The 16,389-nt window shown below is 65.5% G+C and carries 15 protein-coding genes and 1 pseudogene; 6 read left to right on the forward strand and 10 right to left on the reverse strand.

Annotated elements, in window-relative coordinates; all coding sequences use genetic code 11:
• Positions 1-93: 93 nt before the first annotated feature.
• Positions 94-504: a nitroreductase family deazaflavin-dependent oxidoreductase gene (locus tag SHTP_RS14455; protein ID WP_096370961.1), complete on the forward strand. Its 411-nt coding sequence runs from the start codon at positions 94-96 to the stop codon at positions 502-504.
• A 61-nt stretch (positions 505-565) separates the two neighbouring features.
• Here SHTP_RS14455 and nadC read toward each other — a convergent pair whose 3' ends face one another.
• The 3 genes from nadC to nadA are packed head-to-tail and all read right to left on the reverse strand — an operon-like array spanning position 566 to position 4,052.
• Positions 566-1,423 carry a carboxylating nicotinate-nucleotide diphosphorylase gene (gene nadC, locus SHTP_RS14460; protein WP_012394141.1) on the reverse strand — a complete coding sequence of 286 codons (858 nt, stop codon included), beginning with the start codon at positions 1,421-1,423 and terminating at the stop codon, positions 566-568.
• Positions 1,423-2,997, reverse strand: a complete 1,575-nt coding sequence (locus SHTP_RS14465) for an L-aspartate oxidase (RefSeq protein WP_015356005.1) — start codon at positions 2,995-2,997, stop codon at positions 1,423-1,425. The genes nadC and SHTP_RS14465 overlap by 1 nt, the downstream gene beginning before the upstream one ends.
• Positions 2,994-4,052: a quinolinate synthase NadA gene (gene nadA, locus SHTP_RS14470; RefSeq protein ID WP_096372479.1), complete on the reverse strand. Its 1,059-nt coding sequence runs from the start codon at positions 4,050-4,052 to the stop codon at positions 2,994-2,996. The genes SHTP_RS14465 and nadA overlap by 4 nt, the downstream gene beginning before the upstream one ends.
• A gap of 47 nt (positions 4,053-4,099) precedes the next feature.
• Here nadA and SHTP_RS14475 point away from each other — a divergent pair, with 47 nt between their 5' ends.
• Both SHTP_RS14475 and SHTP_RS14480 read left to right on the forward strand, forming a co-directional pair.
• The gene (locus tag SHTP_RS14475; RefSeq protein ID WP_096370962.1) at positions 4,100-4,807 is read left to right on the forward strand and encodes an NUDIX hydrolase; all 708 of its coding nucleotides are present in this window, start codon (positions 4,100-4,102) and stop codon (positions 4,805-4,807) included.
• A 356-nt stretch (positions 4,808-5,163) separates the two neighbouring features.
• Positions 5,164-6,504 carry a lipase family protein gene (locus SHTP_RS14480; protein ID WP_096372480.1) on the forward strand — a complete coding sequence of 447 codons (1,341 nt, stop codon included), beginning with the start codon at positions 5,164-5,166 and terminating at the stop codon, positions 6,502-6,504.
• Between the two features lie 45 nt (positions 6,505-6,549).
• Here SHTP_RS14480 and SHTP_RS14485 read toward each other — a convergent pair whose 3' ends face one another.
• The 7 genes and pseudogenes from SHTP_RS14485 to SHTP_RS14515 form a co-directional block, all read right to left on the reverse strand.
• Positions 6,550-7,122 (reverse strand): DUF2567 domain-containing protein, encoded by a 573-nt coding sequence (locus SHTP_RS14485; protein WP_231991614.1) that lies wholly within the window; start codon positions 7,120-7,122, stop codon positions 6,550-6,552.
• Between the two features lie 122 nt (positions 7,123-7,244).
• Positions 7,245-7,484, reverse strand: coding sequence for a biotin synthase auxiliary protein BsaP (bsaP, locus tag SHTP_RS14490; protein WP_096370964.1), 240 nt, complete (start codon positions 7,482-7,484; stop codon positions 7,245-7,247).
• 3 nt (positions 7,485-7,487) lie between these two features.
• Complete coding sequence (gene bioB, locus SHTP_RS14495; protein WP_096370965.1) at positions 7,488-8,537, reverse strand: biotin synthase BioB; 1,050 nt, start codon at positions 8,535-8,537, stop codon at positions 7,488-7,490.
• 152 nt (positions 8,538-8,689) lie between these two features.
• Positions 8,690-9,198 (reverse strand): annotated as a pseudogene (locus tag SHTP_RS14500) (2'-5' RNA ligase family protein).
• 1 nt (position 9,199) lies between these two features.
• A complete protein-coding gene (gene bioD / locus SHTP_RS14505; protein ID WP_096370966.1) occupies positions 9,200-9,880 on the reverse strand; it encodes a dethiobiotin synthase in 681 nt (226 codons plus the stop codon).
• Positions 9,877-11,046, reverse strand: a complete 1,170-nt coding sequence (locus tag SHTP_RS14510) for an 8-amino-7-oxononanoate synthase (protein WP_096370967.1) — start codon at positions 11,044-11,046, stop codon at positions 9,877-9,879. The genes bioD and SHTP_RS14510 overlap by 4 nt, the downstream gene beginning before the upstream one ends.
• A gap of 6 nt (positions 11,047-11,052) precedes the next feature.
• Positions 11,053-12,366: an adenosylmethionine--8-amino-7-oxononanoate transaminase gene (locus tag SHTP_RS14515; RefSeq protein ID WP_015356014.1), complete on the reverse strand. Its 1,314-nt coding sequence runs from the start codon at positions 12,364-12,366 to the stop codon at positions 11,053-11,055.
• Positions 12,367-12,459: 93 nt separating this feature from the next.
• On the opposite strand from SHTP_RS14515, the gene SHTP_RS28175 reads away from it, so the two are divergent.
• The 3 genes from SHTP_RS28175 to SHTP_RS14530 all read left to right on the forward strand — a co-directional run bounded on the left by SHTP_RS28175 (position 12,460) and on the right by SHTP_RS14530 (position 16,301).
• Entirely contained in the window at positions 12,460-12,903 is a 444-nt protein-coding gene (locus SHTP_RS28175; protein WP_012394130.1) for a hypothetical protein, read from the forward strand.
• A 345-nt stretch (positions 12,904-13,248) separates the two neighbouring features.
• Positions 13,249-14,028 (forward strand): NlpC/P60 family peptidoglycan-binding protein RipD, encoded by a 780-nt coding sequence (gene ripD, locus SHTP_RS14525; protein ID WP_096370968.1) that lies wholly within the window; start codon positions 13,249-13,251, stop codon positions 14,026-14,028.
• A 107-nt stretch (positions 14,029-14,135) separates the two neighbouring features.
• Positions 14,136-16,301: an acetyltransferase SucT gene (locus tag SHTP_RS14530; RefSeq protein WP_020725057.1), complete on the forward strand. Its 2,166-nt coding sequence runs from the start codon at positions 14,136-14,138 to the stop codon at positions 16,299-16,301.
• Positions 16,302-16,389: the final 88 nt, after the last annotated feature.

The following is a 16,389-nucleotide window of genomic DNA, read 5'->3' on the forward strand; positions in this document are numbered from 1 at the left end:
GCCAACCATTGTCCCAGAGCAACTCAAGTCGAATTCCGACCGGTACAGTGCCGGTAGAGCCGCCCAGGTACGCACTTGCGAAAGGGAGCCAACATGTCGGCAAAGGACCACCCGAATAACGCTCCCGGCGTGCCGATGGTGTTCCCGCCCTGGTTCGAGCGTTTCCAGATCAAATACATCAATCCCGCACTCAAACCCATTGCGCGCTGCCTTCTGGGTACGGCCACCATCACCCACCAGGGCCGCAAATCCGGCAAACCGTACAAGACAATCGTGGCGGTGTACCGCAAGGGCAATGTGTTGGCCATTGCGCTGGGTCACGGAAAAACCGACTGGGTGAAAAACGTTCTGGCCGCGGGCGAAGCCGATGTTTTCTTTGCCCGCCGTCAGGTGCACATCGTCAATCCGCGAATTCTGCCGGCCGGCTCCCAAAGCGATGAGCTGCCGATGATGGCGCGTGTGCAATTGCGCCGCATCGGAGTATTCGTCGCGGATATCGCCTGAGGCCCGCACGCTGCCACAGCAACGGCAGCGTCGGCGCGCGGATGATCCCGTCAGCCAGGGCTCACATGTCCAAACCGATGTCGAGCACCCGCACCGAATGGGTCAGCGCACCGACTGCGAGGTAGTCCACACCTGTCGCCGCATAGGTCGCCGCGGTGTCAAGGCTGAGCCCGCCCGAGGACTCGAGCAAGACGGTGGGTGCTCGCGAATCCCGCCGCTGCACCGCCGTCTGGGTCTGCCAAACCGGGAAATTGTCCAGCAGGATCAGTTCGGGCTTCTCGGGCAGTACCTCGTCAAGCTGTTCGAGGGAGTCAACCTCGACTTCACAGGGCAGATCGGGCGCCGCAGCCCGCACGGCCCGCAATGCTTCAAGCACCGATCCGGCGGCGGCGACATGATTGTCTTTGATCAGCGCGGCATCGCCGAGACCGAGCCGGTGGTTGACTCCGCCGCCAACACGAACCGCGTACTTCTGCAAGGCCCGTAGGCCGGGCAGGGTTTTGCGGGTGTCGCGAATCTTGGCCTTCGTTCCGTGCACCGCCTCTACCCAGGCTGCCGTTGCCGTCGCGATCCCCGACAAGTGGCAGACCAGGTTCAACATGGTGCGTTCGGCGGTCAGCAGACCTCGCGTTTGCGCCCGGATCGTCAGCACCGGCTCGCCGGTCTGCAACCGGGCGCCATCGTCGACACGGCCGAGCACCTGATAGCCGTCTTTACCGATGACCTCATCGAGTACCATCAGCGCGACGTCCACCCCGGCGATCACTCCGGCCTCCCGGGGAACCATTGACGCCGTCGCGGTCGCATCAGCCGGCACCGTCGCGATCGTGGTGACATCGGGCCCGTAGCGGAGGTCCTCGTCGAGGCCGCGCCGAATGGTCTCGCGCGCCGCGTCGCGTTCTTGATCGGTAAGCGTCATCAACCCACCGCCGCCAACGCCTCCACACAAACCGTGTCCTGGTCGCCAGCCAATCGGACCACGATGCCGCGTCCCTGCTCGGGCACCACGTCCGGGTACTCGGCGCGGTGGTGGCAACCGCGACTTTCGTTGCGCGCCAGGGCGCCAGCACCCACGACGCGGGCGGCGAGCGCCAGGGCCACGTCTTCGAAATCATTGCGGTCGGCAATGCCACGAGTCGGCCCGTCCAGCATCTCGGCCAGCCGGTGCAACCCCGCCGCATCGCGAACCACCGACGCGTCGCGACTCATCGCCCGCTGCAGGTCATCACGGCGGGGCGCGGTATGCGCAATCGGCTCGGGCATCGTCGCGTGCGCAAGCCCGGCGGCCGCCGCATGCGCGGCCGCGCCCTTGCCGGCCCGGCCACCGACCACCAGCCCTTCGAGCAAGCTGTTGGACGCCAGCCGGTTGGCACCGTGCATGCCGGTGCGGGCCACCTCACCTGCCGCGAACAAGCCTGGCAGCTCGGTGTTTCCGTACACATCGGTAATGACGCCGCCGCAGCTGTAATGGGCTCCCGGGACCACCGGTATCGGCTGCCGAACGGGATCGATGCCAGCCGCCCGACACGATGCGGTGACGGTCGGGAACCGCGACTCGAAACCCTTGATGCTGCGCGCGTCCAGGTAGGCGCATGGATCTCCGTTGGCCTTCATCCGCGCGTCAATGGCCGCCGCCACCACATCACGAGGCGCCAAGTCTCCCAGCGGGTGAACACCGGCGGTAATCGACCGGCCCTGCCGGTCAAGCAATATCGCGCCTTCGCCTCGAATTGCCTCGGTGATCAGCGGACGACGGCCACCACTGCTCCCGTCGAACAGCATGGTCGGGTGGAATTGGATGAATTCGAGATCGCTGACCGTGACGCCGGCCCATAGCGCCAGCGCGATTCCGTCACCGGTGGCGCCATCGGGGTTGGTGGTCGCGCTGTACAACTGCCCCAGCCCACCGGTGGCCAAGATCACCGACGGCGCGCTGATGATGCCCACACCGTTCGGGTTGAGCACCAACACTCCCGTTACCGCGGTGTCGTCGTGCAGTATTCGCAGCGCCACGTGGCTGGCGCGGATGTCCAGCAAACCAGCGGCTTGATCGAGTGCGCGCTGGACTTCGGCGCCGGTCGCGTCGCCTCCGGCATGCACGATGCGTCGCCGCGAGTGCCCACCTTCACGCGTGAGAGCCCAACGACCGGTTGATGTTTCGTCGAACTTCGCACCATCGCCGACCAGGTCGGTCACCGCGCGGAACCCGTCAGCGACGATCGAGTACACGGCTTCGAGATCGCACAGCCCGGCACCCGCGGTCACGGTGTCGGCCACGTGCGCATCGACCGAATCGTCGCCGCCCGGCAGTACCACCGCTATGCCGCCCTGCGCGTAGTGGGTTGCGGTGGCTCCAACGGTGTCGGCGGCCTTGTTGAGCAGGACGACGCTGCGGCCAGCACGATGAGCGGACAGTGCGGCGGCCAGACCGGCCACACCGGTGCCGATTACGACGACGTCGGCCGCATCCCGCCAAGTGGGACTCGTCCTCATTCGCCACCACCGGGCTGGCCGATTTCGATCATCCGCTGGACACTGAGCCGGCCCGCTGCCGCCACGTCAGGATCGACATGAACTTCGTCGGCCCCTTCGACCAGGCAACGCAGCAGGGCTGCGGGAGTGATCATCTTCATGTACTTGCATGACGCCCGGTCGTTAACCGCTTGGAAGTCGACCTGCGGTGCGGCCCGGCGCAGTTGATGGAGCATCCCGACCTCGGTGGCCACCAGCACCTTGCGCGCGCGGGTCTCGTGCGCCGCGTCGAGCATCCCGCCGGTGGACAGGATCTTTACCCGCTCCGCGGGGACGGCACCTTCTCCGGCCAGGTAGAGCGCAGAGGTGGCGCACCCACACTCGGGGTGCACAAAGAGTTCAGCATCGGGGTTGGCGCGAGCTTGCTCACTGAGTTCATCGCCGTTGATCCCGACGTGCACATGACATTCACCGGCCCAGACGTGCAGGTTTTCGCGGCCGGTCTCGCGACGCACGTGGGCGCCCAGGAACTGGTCGGGGCAGAACAGCACCTCGCGGTCCGGATCGATAGACGCGACCACGTCGACGGCGTTCGACGAGGTGCAGCAAATGTCGGTGAGCGCTTTCACTTCCGCGGTGGTATTGACGTAAGAGACAACGACAGCACCCGGGTGCTCGGCTTTCCAGGCCCGCAATTCGTCGGGACTAATGGAGTCGGCCAATGAACAGCCGGCTCGTTGATCGGGAATCAATACCGTCTTGTTCGGGCTCAGGATTTTCGCGGTCTCGGCCATGAAGTGCACCCCGCAGAACACGATGGTGCCTTCGGGCACCTCGGCGGCGATGCGCGACAGCGCCAGCGAGTCCCCCACATGGTCGGCTACGTCTTGGATGGCCGGCAGCTGGTAGTTGTGCGCCAGCAGCGTAGCTCCTCGTAACCGCGCCAACCGGCGAACTTCTGCGGCCCACTGTTGGTCACCGTCGACCCCGACGTAGCCCAGCGGCGAATCGCTGATGCGGTCGGTCATACCACTCGCGTCACAAGCGAGCGTGTCCATGCGATTCAAGACCGTCACGGCGGCTCCTTTCACGCCCAGGAGGTTTTCGACTTACAATCGAAAACATGCCCAATAGTAACACCGCTCATGAAGTTCTGGCTGCGGTCTTTCAGGTTCGCCAGATCACAGCGGCATCTCGAGGGGGGAAACCGCAGCTTAACGTGCTGCTATGGCAACGTGCGCAAGATCCACAGAAAGGCGCCTGGTCACTACCTGGCGGGCGGTTGCGCAGCGACGAGGACTTGACCACCTCGGTGCGTCGCCAGCTCGCGGAGAAAGTTGACCTGCGCGAATTGTCCCACCTAGAGCAACTCGCGGTGTTCTCGGATCCGCACCGGGTGCCGGGCGACACCCGCGTCATCGCGTCGACATTCCTCGGCCTGGTCCCCTCCCCGGCCGCCCCCGAGCTGCCGGCCGACACGCGCTGGCATCCGGTGAATGCACTGCCCCCGATGGCATTCGACCACGGCCCGATGGTGACCCACGCCCACGCTCGACTGGTGGCGAAAATGTCGTATACCAATATCGGATTTGCCTTGACACCTAAAGAATTCGCACTCTCCACGTTGCGCGACATCTACGGCGCGACACTGGGCTATCAGGTCGATACGACGAATCTGCAACGAGTCTTGGCCCGCCGAAAGGTGATCACCCAGACCGGTACCTTCGCGCAGTCCGGCCGCAACGGCGGCCGCCCCGCAGCGATGTACAGGTTTACCGATTCCCAGCTCAGAGTCACCGACGAGTTCGCGGCGCTGCGCCCTCCAGGCTGAGGCCGGCCGGCTTGAGACCGCGATCAACAACCATTTTTTCGCCACCGCCAAATACCCGAGCCCGATTCCAAATACCCAGCCTGTAGTGGCATTTTGGCGGGCCCCAGGGTGCCGTTACGAAACAACCGACATTGCCGATCCAAGCCCGGTGCAAATTGTGACCGGGACCACGCCATGTCAATGTCAATTTCGCGGTTGAATCCTGTAGCTTGTATGAGACTACTAAGAGCTCGTTAAGAGATGCTGGCGCCGTTCGGCTGCCGGCACAGAACCGTAACTGGCTTACTGCGCTGCCATCCCATCTGGTTCGGGATGGATCGTGCGCGAGAATGCCGAAGGCCATGAAGGGAGCCTTAATGGTGAAGCTCGGCAGTCTGGCAGACGCGCGCGCCGCCGAATGGATCGGCCGGCCGCCGCATGAGGAACTGCAGCGCAAGGTACGTCCCCTGCTGCCGAGTGACGATCCGTTTTATGACCCGCCCGCCGGCTACCACCATGCCGAACCGGGTACCGTGCTGCGCTCGCGCGAGGTCGAGCTGGCGTTTCTGGGCTTGATCCCGCAGTCCATCACCGCCACTCAACTGCTGTACCGGACCACGGACATGTACGGCAATCCCGAGGCCACCGTGACCACGGTGATTCTTCCCGCCGAAGTTGCGCCCGGACAGACCTACCCGCTGCTCTCCTACCAGTGCGCGATCGACGCCATGTCCTCGCGCTGCTTTCCCTCCTACGCGCTGCGCCGCGGAGCCAAAGCGATCGGCTCATTGACCCAGTTGGAGCTGCTGCTGATCACCGCCGCCGTTGCCGAGGGGTGGGCGGTCTCAGTACCTGACCACGAGGGTGTCCGGGGGCTTTGGGGAACGCCCTACGAGCCGGGCTACCGGGTCCTGGACGGTATCCGGGCGGCCCTGAGCGCCGAACGTCTGGCGCTGCCGCAATCGGCGCCGATCGGATTGTGGGGCTACTCGGGCGGGGGCCTGGCCAGCGCATGGGCTGCCGAAATGTGCGGCGAGTACGCGCCTGATCTCAACATCGTCGGAGCCGTGCTGGGTTCGCCGGTCGGCGACCTGGGTAATACCTTCCGTCGGCTCAACGGAACCCTGCTTGCGGGCCTGCCCGCAATGGTGGTGGCCGCCCTCGGACACGCCTACCCGGGGCTGGACCGGGTGATCAAACAACATGCCAACGAAGATGGGATCGAGTTGCTCGAGCGGCTCGAGCAGATGACCACCGCCGAAGCGGTCATCCGGATGGCCAACAACGACTTGGGCCACTACCTGGACGAGCCGCTCGAAGATGTTCTGTCCACACCAGAAGTTGTGCACGTCTTCGACGACATCAAACTGGGCGCCGCCGTGCCGGCACCCCCGGTGTTGATCGTGCAGGCCGTCCACGACTATCTCATCTCGGTCGATGACATCGACACGCTGGCCGAGTCCTATTCGACGGGTGGTGCCAGGGTTACCTACCACCGGGATGCCTTCAACGAGCACATGATGTTGCACCCGCTGTCCGCCCCGATGACGCTGCGCTGGCTCACCGACCGATTCGCAGGCCTGCCGCTGACCGAACACGTCATTCGAACCACGTGGCCGACGATGTTCAACCCGATGTCCTATGCGGGCATGGCACGATTGGCCGTCATCGCCGCCAAGATGATCACCGGACGCAAGATTCATCGCCGCCCGCTGTAAGGCCGCCCACCGTGGATTGTCCACTTTGAGCGGCACCGAAATCCGTTACGACACGGGCGCTTCGGGGGCTTTTGCGGGTGCGGCCGGCCGGGGCTCGACCGGCGGGTAACCGCCCAGATCATCACGCACGGTTCCGGCCGCCATCAGTGCGTACACCAGTGACCCGACGGCCGCGGGCAACAACAGGGTGGCCGCTACCAAAGACGCGTGGCGGGCGAAAAACACCGGCGGCGCCTCGATCACGTATGTCAACGAGTGATCGCCGCTGGCCAGCGGCACCGTGTCGAAATCCAACGCGCCATAGCGCCAGTACACCAGCAACGCACCGACGGCGGTTGCCGCCGCCGCGGCGCCCACCAGCCCGGCCGCAAAGGCGGCCACCATCGCGGGCCCTCTGTGTTCACGCCACTGCCAGATCAGCACCGCCGCCACCACGGCCACCACACCCAACAGGCCGAGCATCAAGAACGGTGCGACAAAGAAATTCTCTGACTCGCTACCCAAGTAATCGTGCACACGCTCGCCCGTCCGGGTGACGGCGACCACGGCATGAACGGCCGGCGCCACCCAGGCCCAAAGTCCGCCAACCAAGAGGCCAACCGCGGTAAGACCGAGCATCACGGTGGTGATTGCGCGGGTTCGCGACGTTCGAGGGCCACCGGAATCCGGCAGCCCCACCGCGTCGACGGGCGGCTGCGGCTCGTGGGACGTGGTGGGAACAGCAGGCACCGATTCCTCGGTCACCGACGCGTCTCCAACTCCGAAGAGTCCACCTGCCCGTGCCGCGAGCATCGTGCCCACCAACCATCGGGACGAATCTGCACGATCATCCGCCGTCCGCATTCGGCACAGAACCGCGGCAGCTCCAGACCTAACTGGGCCGCTGTGGGCGTGGTCGTACCCGCCAGTTCGCCGGTGTAGACGTTGTAGACGCCGGCAGTGACCGGAGCACCGAGACTTCCCACCACAATGTCCTTGATTTCCTACAAACTTGCGTTGAGCGCCTTCAACGGCATCTGTAAGTCTTCCAACAGTTCCAGGTCAGCTTCGGCCGGACGGCCGAGCGTGGTCAGGTAGTTTCCGACGATCACCGCGTTGATGCCGCCCAGGATCCCACGCTTGGCGCCCACGTCGCCGAGGGTGATCTCGCGGCCACCGGCAAAGCGCAGCATCGTGCGCGGTAGCGCCAATCGGAACGCACCAACCGCCTTGAGCGCTTCGCCGGCCGGCAGCACCTCGAGGTGACCGAAGGGGGTGCCGGGGCGGGGGTTGAGGAAGTTCAACGGGACCTCGTCGGGGTCCAGCTCGGCCAGGTTGGCGGCGAATTCGGCGCGCTGCTCCAGCGTCTCCCCCATACCGAGGATGCCGCCGCAGCACACCTCCATGCCGGCGTCGCGCACCATCGTGAGCGTCTGCCAGCGCTCCTCCCACGTGTGCGTCGTAACGACGTTGGTGAAGTACGAGCGAGCGGTCTCCAGGTTGTGGTTGTAGCGATGCACACCCATCGCCGCGAGCTGTTCCACCTGCTCGGCGGTCAGCATGCCCAGCGAGCAGGCGACGTTGATTTCGACTTCGTTTCGAATCGCCTCGATGCCCGCGGCGACCTGGGACAGCAGCCTGGCATCGGGACCGCGGACCGCCGCCACGATGCAAAATTCGGTAGCGCCGGACTTGGCCGTCTGCTTGGCCGCCTCGACCAGGCTGGGGATGTCCAACCAGGCGCTGCGTACCGGCGAGCTGAACAGGCCCGATTGCGAACAGAAGTGGCAATCCTCCGGGCAGCCACCGGTCTTTAGGCTGATGATGCCCTCGACCTCGACCTCGGGGCCGCACCAGCGCATCCGGACGTCATGGGCCAGCACCAGCAGTTCTTCCAGGCGGTCCTCCGATAGCTGCAGGACCTGCAGGACCTGCTCCTGATTCAAGCCCTCCCCACGCTCCAGCACCTGCTGCCGCGCCACGGCCAGAATGTCTGGTTCGGTCACGCCATCCTGGCCGGCGTCATTGCTGGGTCGAGTAGCCGCCTGAGTCACCAAGTACTCCCCTGGTCTTCGTCAAAATCTGTGGTCTGGCCCGAGCCTGTCGAGCACAGAACTGCCAACTTAGGGTAGCCGTGCACGGCTGCACAAACCTGACGCGGTAGCCCACCGCGCGCTGTGCTGTGATTTCACCGTGCTGAGCACCGTCATGTGATCGGTTGCTCAGCGCGTTTGTTCCCGTCCCAGCGGCGCAGGCCGGCGAAACTGCCATTGATTTGTGCGGGGCGGCCGGCAATCCGCAATGCCCGCCCCAGCTGGGCCCCACCGACCCGCCGGGCCAGGGTGACATGGCCGGTCCAATGCCCGGGCAGGCTATTCGGCATCGGCGCCGGGTCCAGATAGGGCGCACACAACCGGTGTACCTCGGAGTGCAGTGCCAACAGCTCGACTGTTGGCACTGCAGGCGTGCGAAGACCACACTTGCCCGGCCGAACAAGACCGGCGCACCGATCGCACAACTCAGGGGAAGTGTTGCGGCAACCGGGCTCAGCAGCTCGTCCACCTCGGAGCTGATCCGATCGGCGACGGCCATTGTCACGTGCGGACGGCTCGCCGGCGCCTGGCTGGGGATCCCGGCACCGGCCAGCTCCTCCCAGATGCGGCGGACCGCGGCCTCGGTGTCGCGGTCAAAGACCAGCTCGATCGAATGCACCATCTCAACCGACCAACGTGGCTACCCATTCGCGGTCGAACGCGCCCGCACTCATGACCGCGAAGTCCGCAACGCTGAGCTGCGCGGCTCCGGCGGAAAGCACGGCCCGCATGGGAGCCAAGCGAGCCAGGGCGTCCCGATTCGAGGATTCCACCAATCCGGGATGCGCCGGCCAACTGCCGAGCACCAGACCGGAGCATGAAACCTTCTGCGCCGCAAGCGCTTCCAGGGTCAATGCAGTGTGATTGAGCGTGCCCAGTCCCGCGGCGACCACCACCAACATGGCGGCACCCAGATCGACGGCGAGGTCCCGCAGCGTGCCGCCGGAGTCGGCGAGCTCGACGAGCAATCCGCCTGCACCTTCGACGAGCGTCAACCGGCCCGGACGGTCCAGACCCCGAATGTGCTGCACCAACTGATCGCGGCTGGGCAGCGGCTGCCCGGACTGCTCCGCCGCCGCGACAGGCGCCATCGGCAACGGGTAACGCGCCAAGCCGACCAGCTCGGTTACCCCGGATAGCCGACCTATCTCGGCCAGATCGTCGTCGCCGTTGCCGGTGCCAGTCTGAACGGGTTTGCACACAACCACGTCGATACCCGCTTGGTTCGCCTGGGACGCCAGCGCCGCGGTGACGACCGTCTTGCCGACCCCGGTGCAGGTGCCGGTGACGCACAGGACGGTCAACGGCGTGCCGCGGCAGGGCCGAGAAGAACGTCGGTCAGCACCCGCCGGGCCAGCTCCATCTCGTCAGGACTCAACGACGCGCGCGCCGTCAGTCTCAGCCGTGATGTCCCGGCGGGCACCGTCGGGGGCCGGAAGCACCCCACCTTGACACCGGCGTCCAGACAGGCCGCCGCGGCGGCCAGCGCCACCTCCGGGTCGCCCAGCAACACCGACACCACCGCGGACTGCGGCGTCTCGGGCACGTCGCAGATGTCGGCGAGTTCACGGGCGTTCTGCAACACCGCGCCGGGCCGCCACTGCTCGGACTTGAGCACACCCAGCGCGGCCCGCGCCGCGCCCACTGCGGCCGGCGCCAAACCGGTGTCGAAGATGAACGGCCGGGCCGCATCGATGAGGTGCGCACGCACCGCGGCCGGCCCCAGAACGGCACCGCCCTGGCTGCCGAGAGCTTTCGACAGCGTCGTGGTCAGCACCACATCGGGCGCACCCGCCAGCCCCAGCTCGTGCAACAGCCCGCGCCCGCCACCGCGAACGCCCAGTCCGTGCGCCTCGTCGATGACGAGCAGGGCCCGGTGCCGGCGGCAGGCGGCGAGCAACTCACGAAGCGGGGCCAAGGTGCCGTCGGCGCTGAACACCGAGTCGGTGATGACCATGGCCCGTTGCTCGTCGCGCGAGGCCAGCGCCGCGTCCACCGCAGCAACGTCGCGGTGCGGCGTCACGACCACCCGAGCGCGCGAAAGGCGGCAGGCGTCCACCAGGGACGCGTGCGAGTACGCATCGGAGACCAAAAGCGAACCCGGCCCGGACAGACCGACGACGGCTCCCAAGTTCGCCGTGTAGCCCGACGAAAACAACAGGCCCGCGGCAGCGCCGACGTATTCGGCGAGTTCGGCTTCCAACTGCTGGTGCAGCTCGGTGTCGCCGGTGACCAGGCGCGAACCGGTGGCGCCTGCGCCCCAGATGCGCAGTGCCTGGACACCGCCTTCAATCACGTCGGGGTGCTGGGACAGCCCCAGGTAATCGTTGGACGCAAGGTCCAACTCGGTACCGACGGGAGGACGCGGGCGCAGCGAGCGACGCAGCCCAGCATCGCGGCGCTGCCGTTCGACAGCGTCCAGCCAGGCCAGTGGCGACGTCTCAATCGGAATCTGTGTGGGGGCGCCCATGAGCCTTCAGCCTACGAGACGCGCGACCTCGACCATCGCGGAGCTGATCTGCGCGATCTCATCCGGGGCGCAGATGTATGGCGGCATCGCGTAGACCAGGTTGCGAAACGGACGCAGCCAGACACCGTGCTCTAGGGCAACTGGGGTGGCGACAGACAAATTGACCGGTCGGTCGCATTCGATCACGCCGATCGCGCCGCGTACCCGCACGTCGGTCACCCCTGGCAATGCCCGAGCGGGTTCGAGTCCGGTGGTCAAACCGGAAGCGATCCCGGCGACCGTGCCTCGCCAGTCCTGTTCGAGCAGCAGCTCGACGCTGGCCACCGACACCGCGCAGGCCAGCGGATTCGCCATGAAGGTCGGTCCGTGCATCAGCGCGCCGGCCGCACCGGCGCTGATGGTGTGCGCGATGTCCGTCGTGCACAACGTGGCGGCCAGACTGAGATAACCACCGGTGAGCGCCTTGCCGACGCACATGATGTCCGGGCTCACCCCGGCATGGTCGGCAGCGAAGAGTTCGCCGGTGCGGCCGAAGCCGGTGGCGATCTCGTCGAAGATCAAGAGCACCTCATGGCGCCGACAGAAATCTCGCAGGTCAGCCAGATAGCGCGGGTCGTGGAAGCGCATCCCGCCCGCTCCTTGCACCACCGGTTCGACGACGACGGCCGCCAATTCGGCGGCATGCTGTGCCAGTTGCGCTTCGAACGCCGCGCTGTAGGCGGGGTCGTAATCGTGAGGCACGTGCGGCGCGAACACTTGCCGGGCCAGGATGTCGGTCCATAGCGAGTGCATCCCGCCCTCGGGGTCGCAGACGCTCATCGGCGTGAAAGTGTCGCCGTGGTAGCCGCCGCGCCAGGTCATCAGGCGGTGCTTTCCCGGCCGGCCACGACTGCGCCAATACTGCAACGCCATCTTCACCGCGACTTCTACCGCCACCGATCCGGAGTCACTGAAAAAGACCGTTTCCAAACCGGCCGGGGTGATATCGACGAGCAGTTTGGCCAGCCTGGCCGCCGGTTCGTGGGTCAACCCACCGAACATGACGTGGCTCATCGTGCCCACCTGGGCGCTCACGGCCGCGTCCAGCACTGGGTGCCCATGCCCGTGGACCGAGGTCCACCAGGAGCTCATCGCGTCGAGCACCTCGATCGGCTGGCCGTCGTGGATCAAGGTCAGCCAGGCGCCGCGAGCCGAGACCACTACCAGGTTGGGTGCGGCCGTGGTGCCAATGGTGCTGTAGGGGTGCCACACGTTGGCGGCATCGATCGCACCGATTTGCTCGGGCGTCAAACCGCCCCTCGATGTGTCGGCGGCAGACATGGAATCCGAGGGTAACCGAGCCGAACGCGGCCGCACCTGGGCCCACGCGGCTGCGGGTCGCACAAAGCCCGGACATCGGGAAGCATGCATGACATGGCTTTGCCGAACCAGCACGACCACACGACCGGTTCAGATACCGACGCAACGCCGATCCCCGACCACACCGAGGATCGGCCACCGCAGATCCTCACGCTGCGCATTGCTCCACTGGATGTGATCCTCACGGTCGCGTTCTTGGGCGCGCTACTGGTTGTGGTGACCACGACCAGTTGGCCGTCGCAGCTATTCGCCTTCTCCCAGAACGTGTGCATTTCCGAGGACTGCCCCCCTGTGCCATTCGCCGTCAACTACTACATCTATCCGGTCATGTGGGGCGGCATCGGCGCGGCCGTGGCCGCAGCCGTGATCGGCCCGCTGGTTTCCATGGTGAAGGGCTGGTACATGTCCTTCTGGCCGATCATCGCCATCGCCGTCATCACGGTCACTTCGGTGATCGGGTACGCGCTGACCGGCTTCAGTGAAACCTACTGGCACTGACCGACACGGTTCCCCGAGCGCGGCCAGCAAGGCTGCTGAGACCGAAATCACAACCGCCGATAGGCCGCTGACCAGCACAGTCACCGTCCGGTCACGTTAAGACAAAAAATGACCTGGGGACCTGGCGAGCGAACACATCCGTTGTCAAAGTGGCTGTAGTGACTGATGTGAATACAGCGACCTAACCGACTGGTTCACGTTTCCAACTGTCATGCAACGGCGTTAGGTCTCGACGTAGCGGCCATCGCGTGAGTCATGGAACAGCGGCGGACGCGCGAAGTCACCGCGCTGAGGCACAGGAGGCCCACCAGAGGGCCTGGGAGAGCCTAGGAGATTGGAATCCCGATGAAACGCATCTACGCCTTCGCGATCGGTTTGGTGATGATGGCGGCCCCGATGGCGGCCGCCCCGGGCATCGCGGCCGCCGACCCCAGTGTCCGGCCGGTGGACTACCAGCAGGCAACCGACGTCGTGGTCGCGCGCGGACTTTCGCAGCGCGGCGTGCCGTTCTCCTGGGCCGGCGGCGGTATCACGGGTCCGTCCCGCGGCAAGGGGACGGGCATCTACACCGTCGGATTCGACGCATCGGGGTTGATCCAATACGCCTACGCCGGCGCTGGGATCAAGCTGCCGCGCTCCTCCGGTGAGATGTACAAAGTCGGCCAGAAGGTCCTGCCGCAGCAGGCCCGCAAGGCCGACCTGCTCTTCTACGGCCCCGAGGGCACCCAGAGCGTGGCGATGTACCTCGGAAACGGGCAGATGTTGGAGGTGGGCGACGTCGTGCAGGTCTCGCCGGTACGCACCACCGACATGATGCCTTACCTAGTCCGGATCATCGGCGCTTCGCAAGCGCCGATGCAGCAGACACCGCTGCCGCAGACCCCGCTTCGACAGGCACCGCTGCAGCAGGTGCCGACTCAGCAGGTGCCGACTCAGCAGGCACCACTGCAACAGGCACCCGCCCAACAGTTGCCGACTCAGCAGGCACCGCTGCAGGCACCGACCCGCCAGGCGCCGACCCAACAAGTCCCCCTGCAACAGCTGCCGACCCAGCAATCCCCAGTTCAGCAGGCACCGACACAGTTGGTGCCGCTGCAGCCGGCTCCGGCCACCACCGCGCGGTAACCGACCGTCAACCTGAGTAGTTCCCAACCCACGCCACCTGCATCTCTCGCTGACATCGCTGCTCAGCGAGGGAAGCAGGTGGCTTTTCGGTAAATTGTCAGTCGACCATGCAGACGCTGACACCGCCCACATCACCGACCGCCGCCGCGGCGCCGGTCGCTATGGGGACCCGAAAAACCGGCTTTTACCGCCATGATCTGGACGGTTTGCGCGGTATCGCGATCGCCCTCGTAGCCATATTCCACGTTTGGTTCGGCCGGGTTTCCGGCGGAGTGGACGTCTTCTTGGCGCTATCGGGGTTCTTTTTCGGCGGCAAGATTCTGCGCACCGCCCTGAATCCGAGTCTGAAGCTCTCACCGATAACTGAGCTGATCCGGCTGATCCGCCGGCTGCTGCCGGCCATGGTCGTGGTCCTAGCCGCCTGTGCGTTGCTCACCATCCTGGTTCAACCGCAGACCCGATGGGAAGCGTTCGCCGACCAGAGCCTGGCCAGTCTGGGCTACTACCAGAACTGGGAACTGGCCAACTCTGCCGCGGACTACCTGCGCGCCGGCGAAGCGGTCAGCCCGCTACAGCACATCTGGTCGATGTCGGTGCAGGGCCAGTTCTATCTGGCCTTCCTGCTTTTGATCGCCGGGTGCACCTTTTTGTTCCGGCGTCTGCTCGGCACCCATCTGCGGACCATGTTCGTGGTGCTGCTCAGCGCGCTCACGATCGCGTCCTTTGTTTATGCGATCATCGCCCACCAGGCCTACCAGCCGACCGCGTACTACAACAGCTTTGCGCGGGCCTGGGAGCTGCTCCTGGGGGCGCTGGTGGGTGCGCTGGTGCCCTACATTCGCTGGCCGATGTGGCTGCGCACCATCGCGGCCACCGTGGGGTTGGCGATAGTCCTGTCGTGCGGCGCCCTGATCAACGGCGTCAAAGAATTTCCTGGCCCATGGGCGTTGGTACCAGTCGGCGCCGCGATGCTGATGATCATGGCTGGGGCCAACCGGCAGGCCCATCCGAGCACCCGCGACCGTCTTCCGCTACCCAATCGACTGCTGGCCGCCGGGCCACTGGTGACGCTCGGCGCGATGGCCTACTCGCTGTACCTATGGCACTGGCCGCTGCTGATCTTCTGGCTCTCCTACACCGGCCACCGGCACGCAAATTTCATCGAGGGTGCAGCGATACTGCTGGTATCGGGAGTATTGGCATTTCTGACCACTCGCCACGTCGAAGACCCATTGCGGTATCGCGCGCCGTCGGGCACCGCCGCCGCAGTCAAGACGCAAGCGATTCCCTGGCAGCTCCGGTTGCGCCGGCCGACCATCGCGATGGGGTCGGTCGTGGTGTTGCTGGGCGTCACCCTGACCGCTACGTCGTTCACCTGGCGAGAGCACGTGATCGTCGAACGCGCCTCCGGCAAAGAGCTCCGGGGACTCAGCGCCAACGACTATCCCGGAGCACGTGCCCTGACCGACCATGTCCGGGTGCCCAAACTGCGGATGCGCCCCACCGTGTTCGAAGCCAAAGGCGACTTTCCCGCTTCCACTCGAGACGGCTGCATCAGTGACTTCGTCAATCCGGCGCTGGTTAATTGCACCTACGGCGATGTGGACGCTTCCCGGACCATCGCGCTCGCCGGAGGTTCGCACGCCGAACATTGGCTTCCGGCACTGGATCTACTCGGGCGTCTGCATCACTTCAAGGTGGTGACGTACCTCAAGATGGGCTGCCCGCTGTCCACCGAAGAAGTCCCGCTGATCATGGGCAACAACGCCCCGTACCCGCAGTGCCGCGAGTGGGTGCAGAAGACGATGGAGAAACTGGTCACCGACCGTCCCGACTATGTGTTCACCACGTCGACACGGCCGTGGAACATCAAGCCGGGCGACGTCATGCCGGCCACCTACATCGGTATCTGGCAAACATTTGCCGACAACAACATTCCCGTCCTCGCGGTTCGGGACACCCCCTGGATGGTCAAGGACGGCCAGCCGTTCAAACCGGCGGACTGCCTGGCCAAGGGGGGCGATGCGCAGTCCTGCGGAATCAAGCGCTCTGAACTGCTGTCGGACTACAACACCACGTTGGATTTCGTAGACCGGTTCCCGAACCTCAAACCGATCGACATGTCAGACGCGATATGTCGGCCCGACTACTGTCGCGCGGTCGAGGGAAATGTGCTGATCTACCGTGACGCTCACCACATGACACCCACCTATGCCCGCACCATGGCCCCCGAACTCGGGCGGCAGATCGCAGCAATCACCGGCTGGTGGTGAGATCCGCCCTCGCCTGTCCGGCCGCGCCGGCCCGACAGGGCGCCGGGCTTGTCAGCGCGAAATACGCGGACCAACCCCCAACGCGGAT

The organism is Mycobacterium ulcerans subsp. shinshuense (assembly GCF_002355775.1).
GTDB classification, from domain to species: Bacteria; Actinomycetota; Actinomycetes; order Mycobacteriales; family Mycobacteriaceae; genus Mycobacterium; species Mycobacterium marinum.

Bases quoted from the DNA above. Each gene is read 5' to 3' on its own strand.
- ripD (WP_096370968.1), top strand. From the start codon at position 13,249: ATGAAACGCATCTACGCCTTCGCGATCGGTTTGGTGATGATGGCGGCC.
- SHTP_RS14480 (WP_096372480.1), top strand. From the start codon at position 5,164: ATGGTGAAGCTCGGCAGTCTGGCAGACGCGCGCGCCGCCGAATGGATC.
- SHTP_RS14455 (WP_096370961.1), top strand. From the start codon at position 94: ATGTCGGCAAAGGACCACCCGAATAACGCTCCCGGCGTGCCGATGGTG.
- SHTP_RS14515 (WP_015356014.1), bottom strand. From the start codon at position 12,366: ATGTCTGCCGCCGACACATCGAGGGGCGGTTTGACGCCCGAGCAAATC.
- SHTP_RS14510 (WP_096370967.1), bottom strand. From the start codon at position 11,046: ATGGGCGCCCCCACACAGATTCCGATTGAGACGTCGCCACTGGCCTGG.
- SHTP_RS14530 (WP_020725057.1), top strand. From the start codon at position 14,136: ATGCAGACGCTGACACCGCCCACATCACCGACCGCCGCCGCGGCGCCG.
- SHTP_RS14485 (WP_231991614.1), bottom strand. From the start codon at position 7,122: ATGCTCGGTCTTACCGCGGTTGGCCTCTTGGTTGGCGGACTTTGGGCC.
- nadC (WP_012394141.1), bottom strand. From the start codon at position 1,423: ATGACGCTTACCGATCAAGAACGCGACGCGGCGCGCGAGACCATTCGG.
- SHTP_RS14475 (WP_096370962.1), top strand. From the start codon at position 4,100: ATGCCCAATAGTAACACCGCTCATGAAGTTCTGGCTGCGGTCTTTCAG.
- SHTP_RS28175 (WP_012394130.1), top strand. From the start codon at position 12,460: ATGGCTTTGCCGAACCAGCACGACCACACGACCGGTTCAGATACCGAC.
- SHTP_RS14465 (WP_015356005.1), bottom strand. From the start codon at position 2,997: ATGAGGACGAGTCCCACTTGGCGGGATGCGGCCGACGTCGTCGTAATC.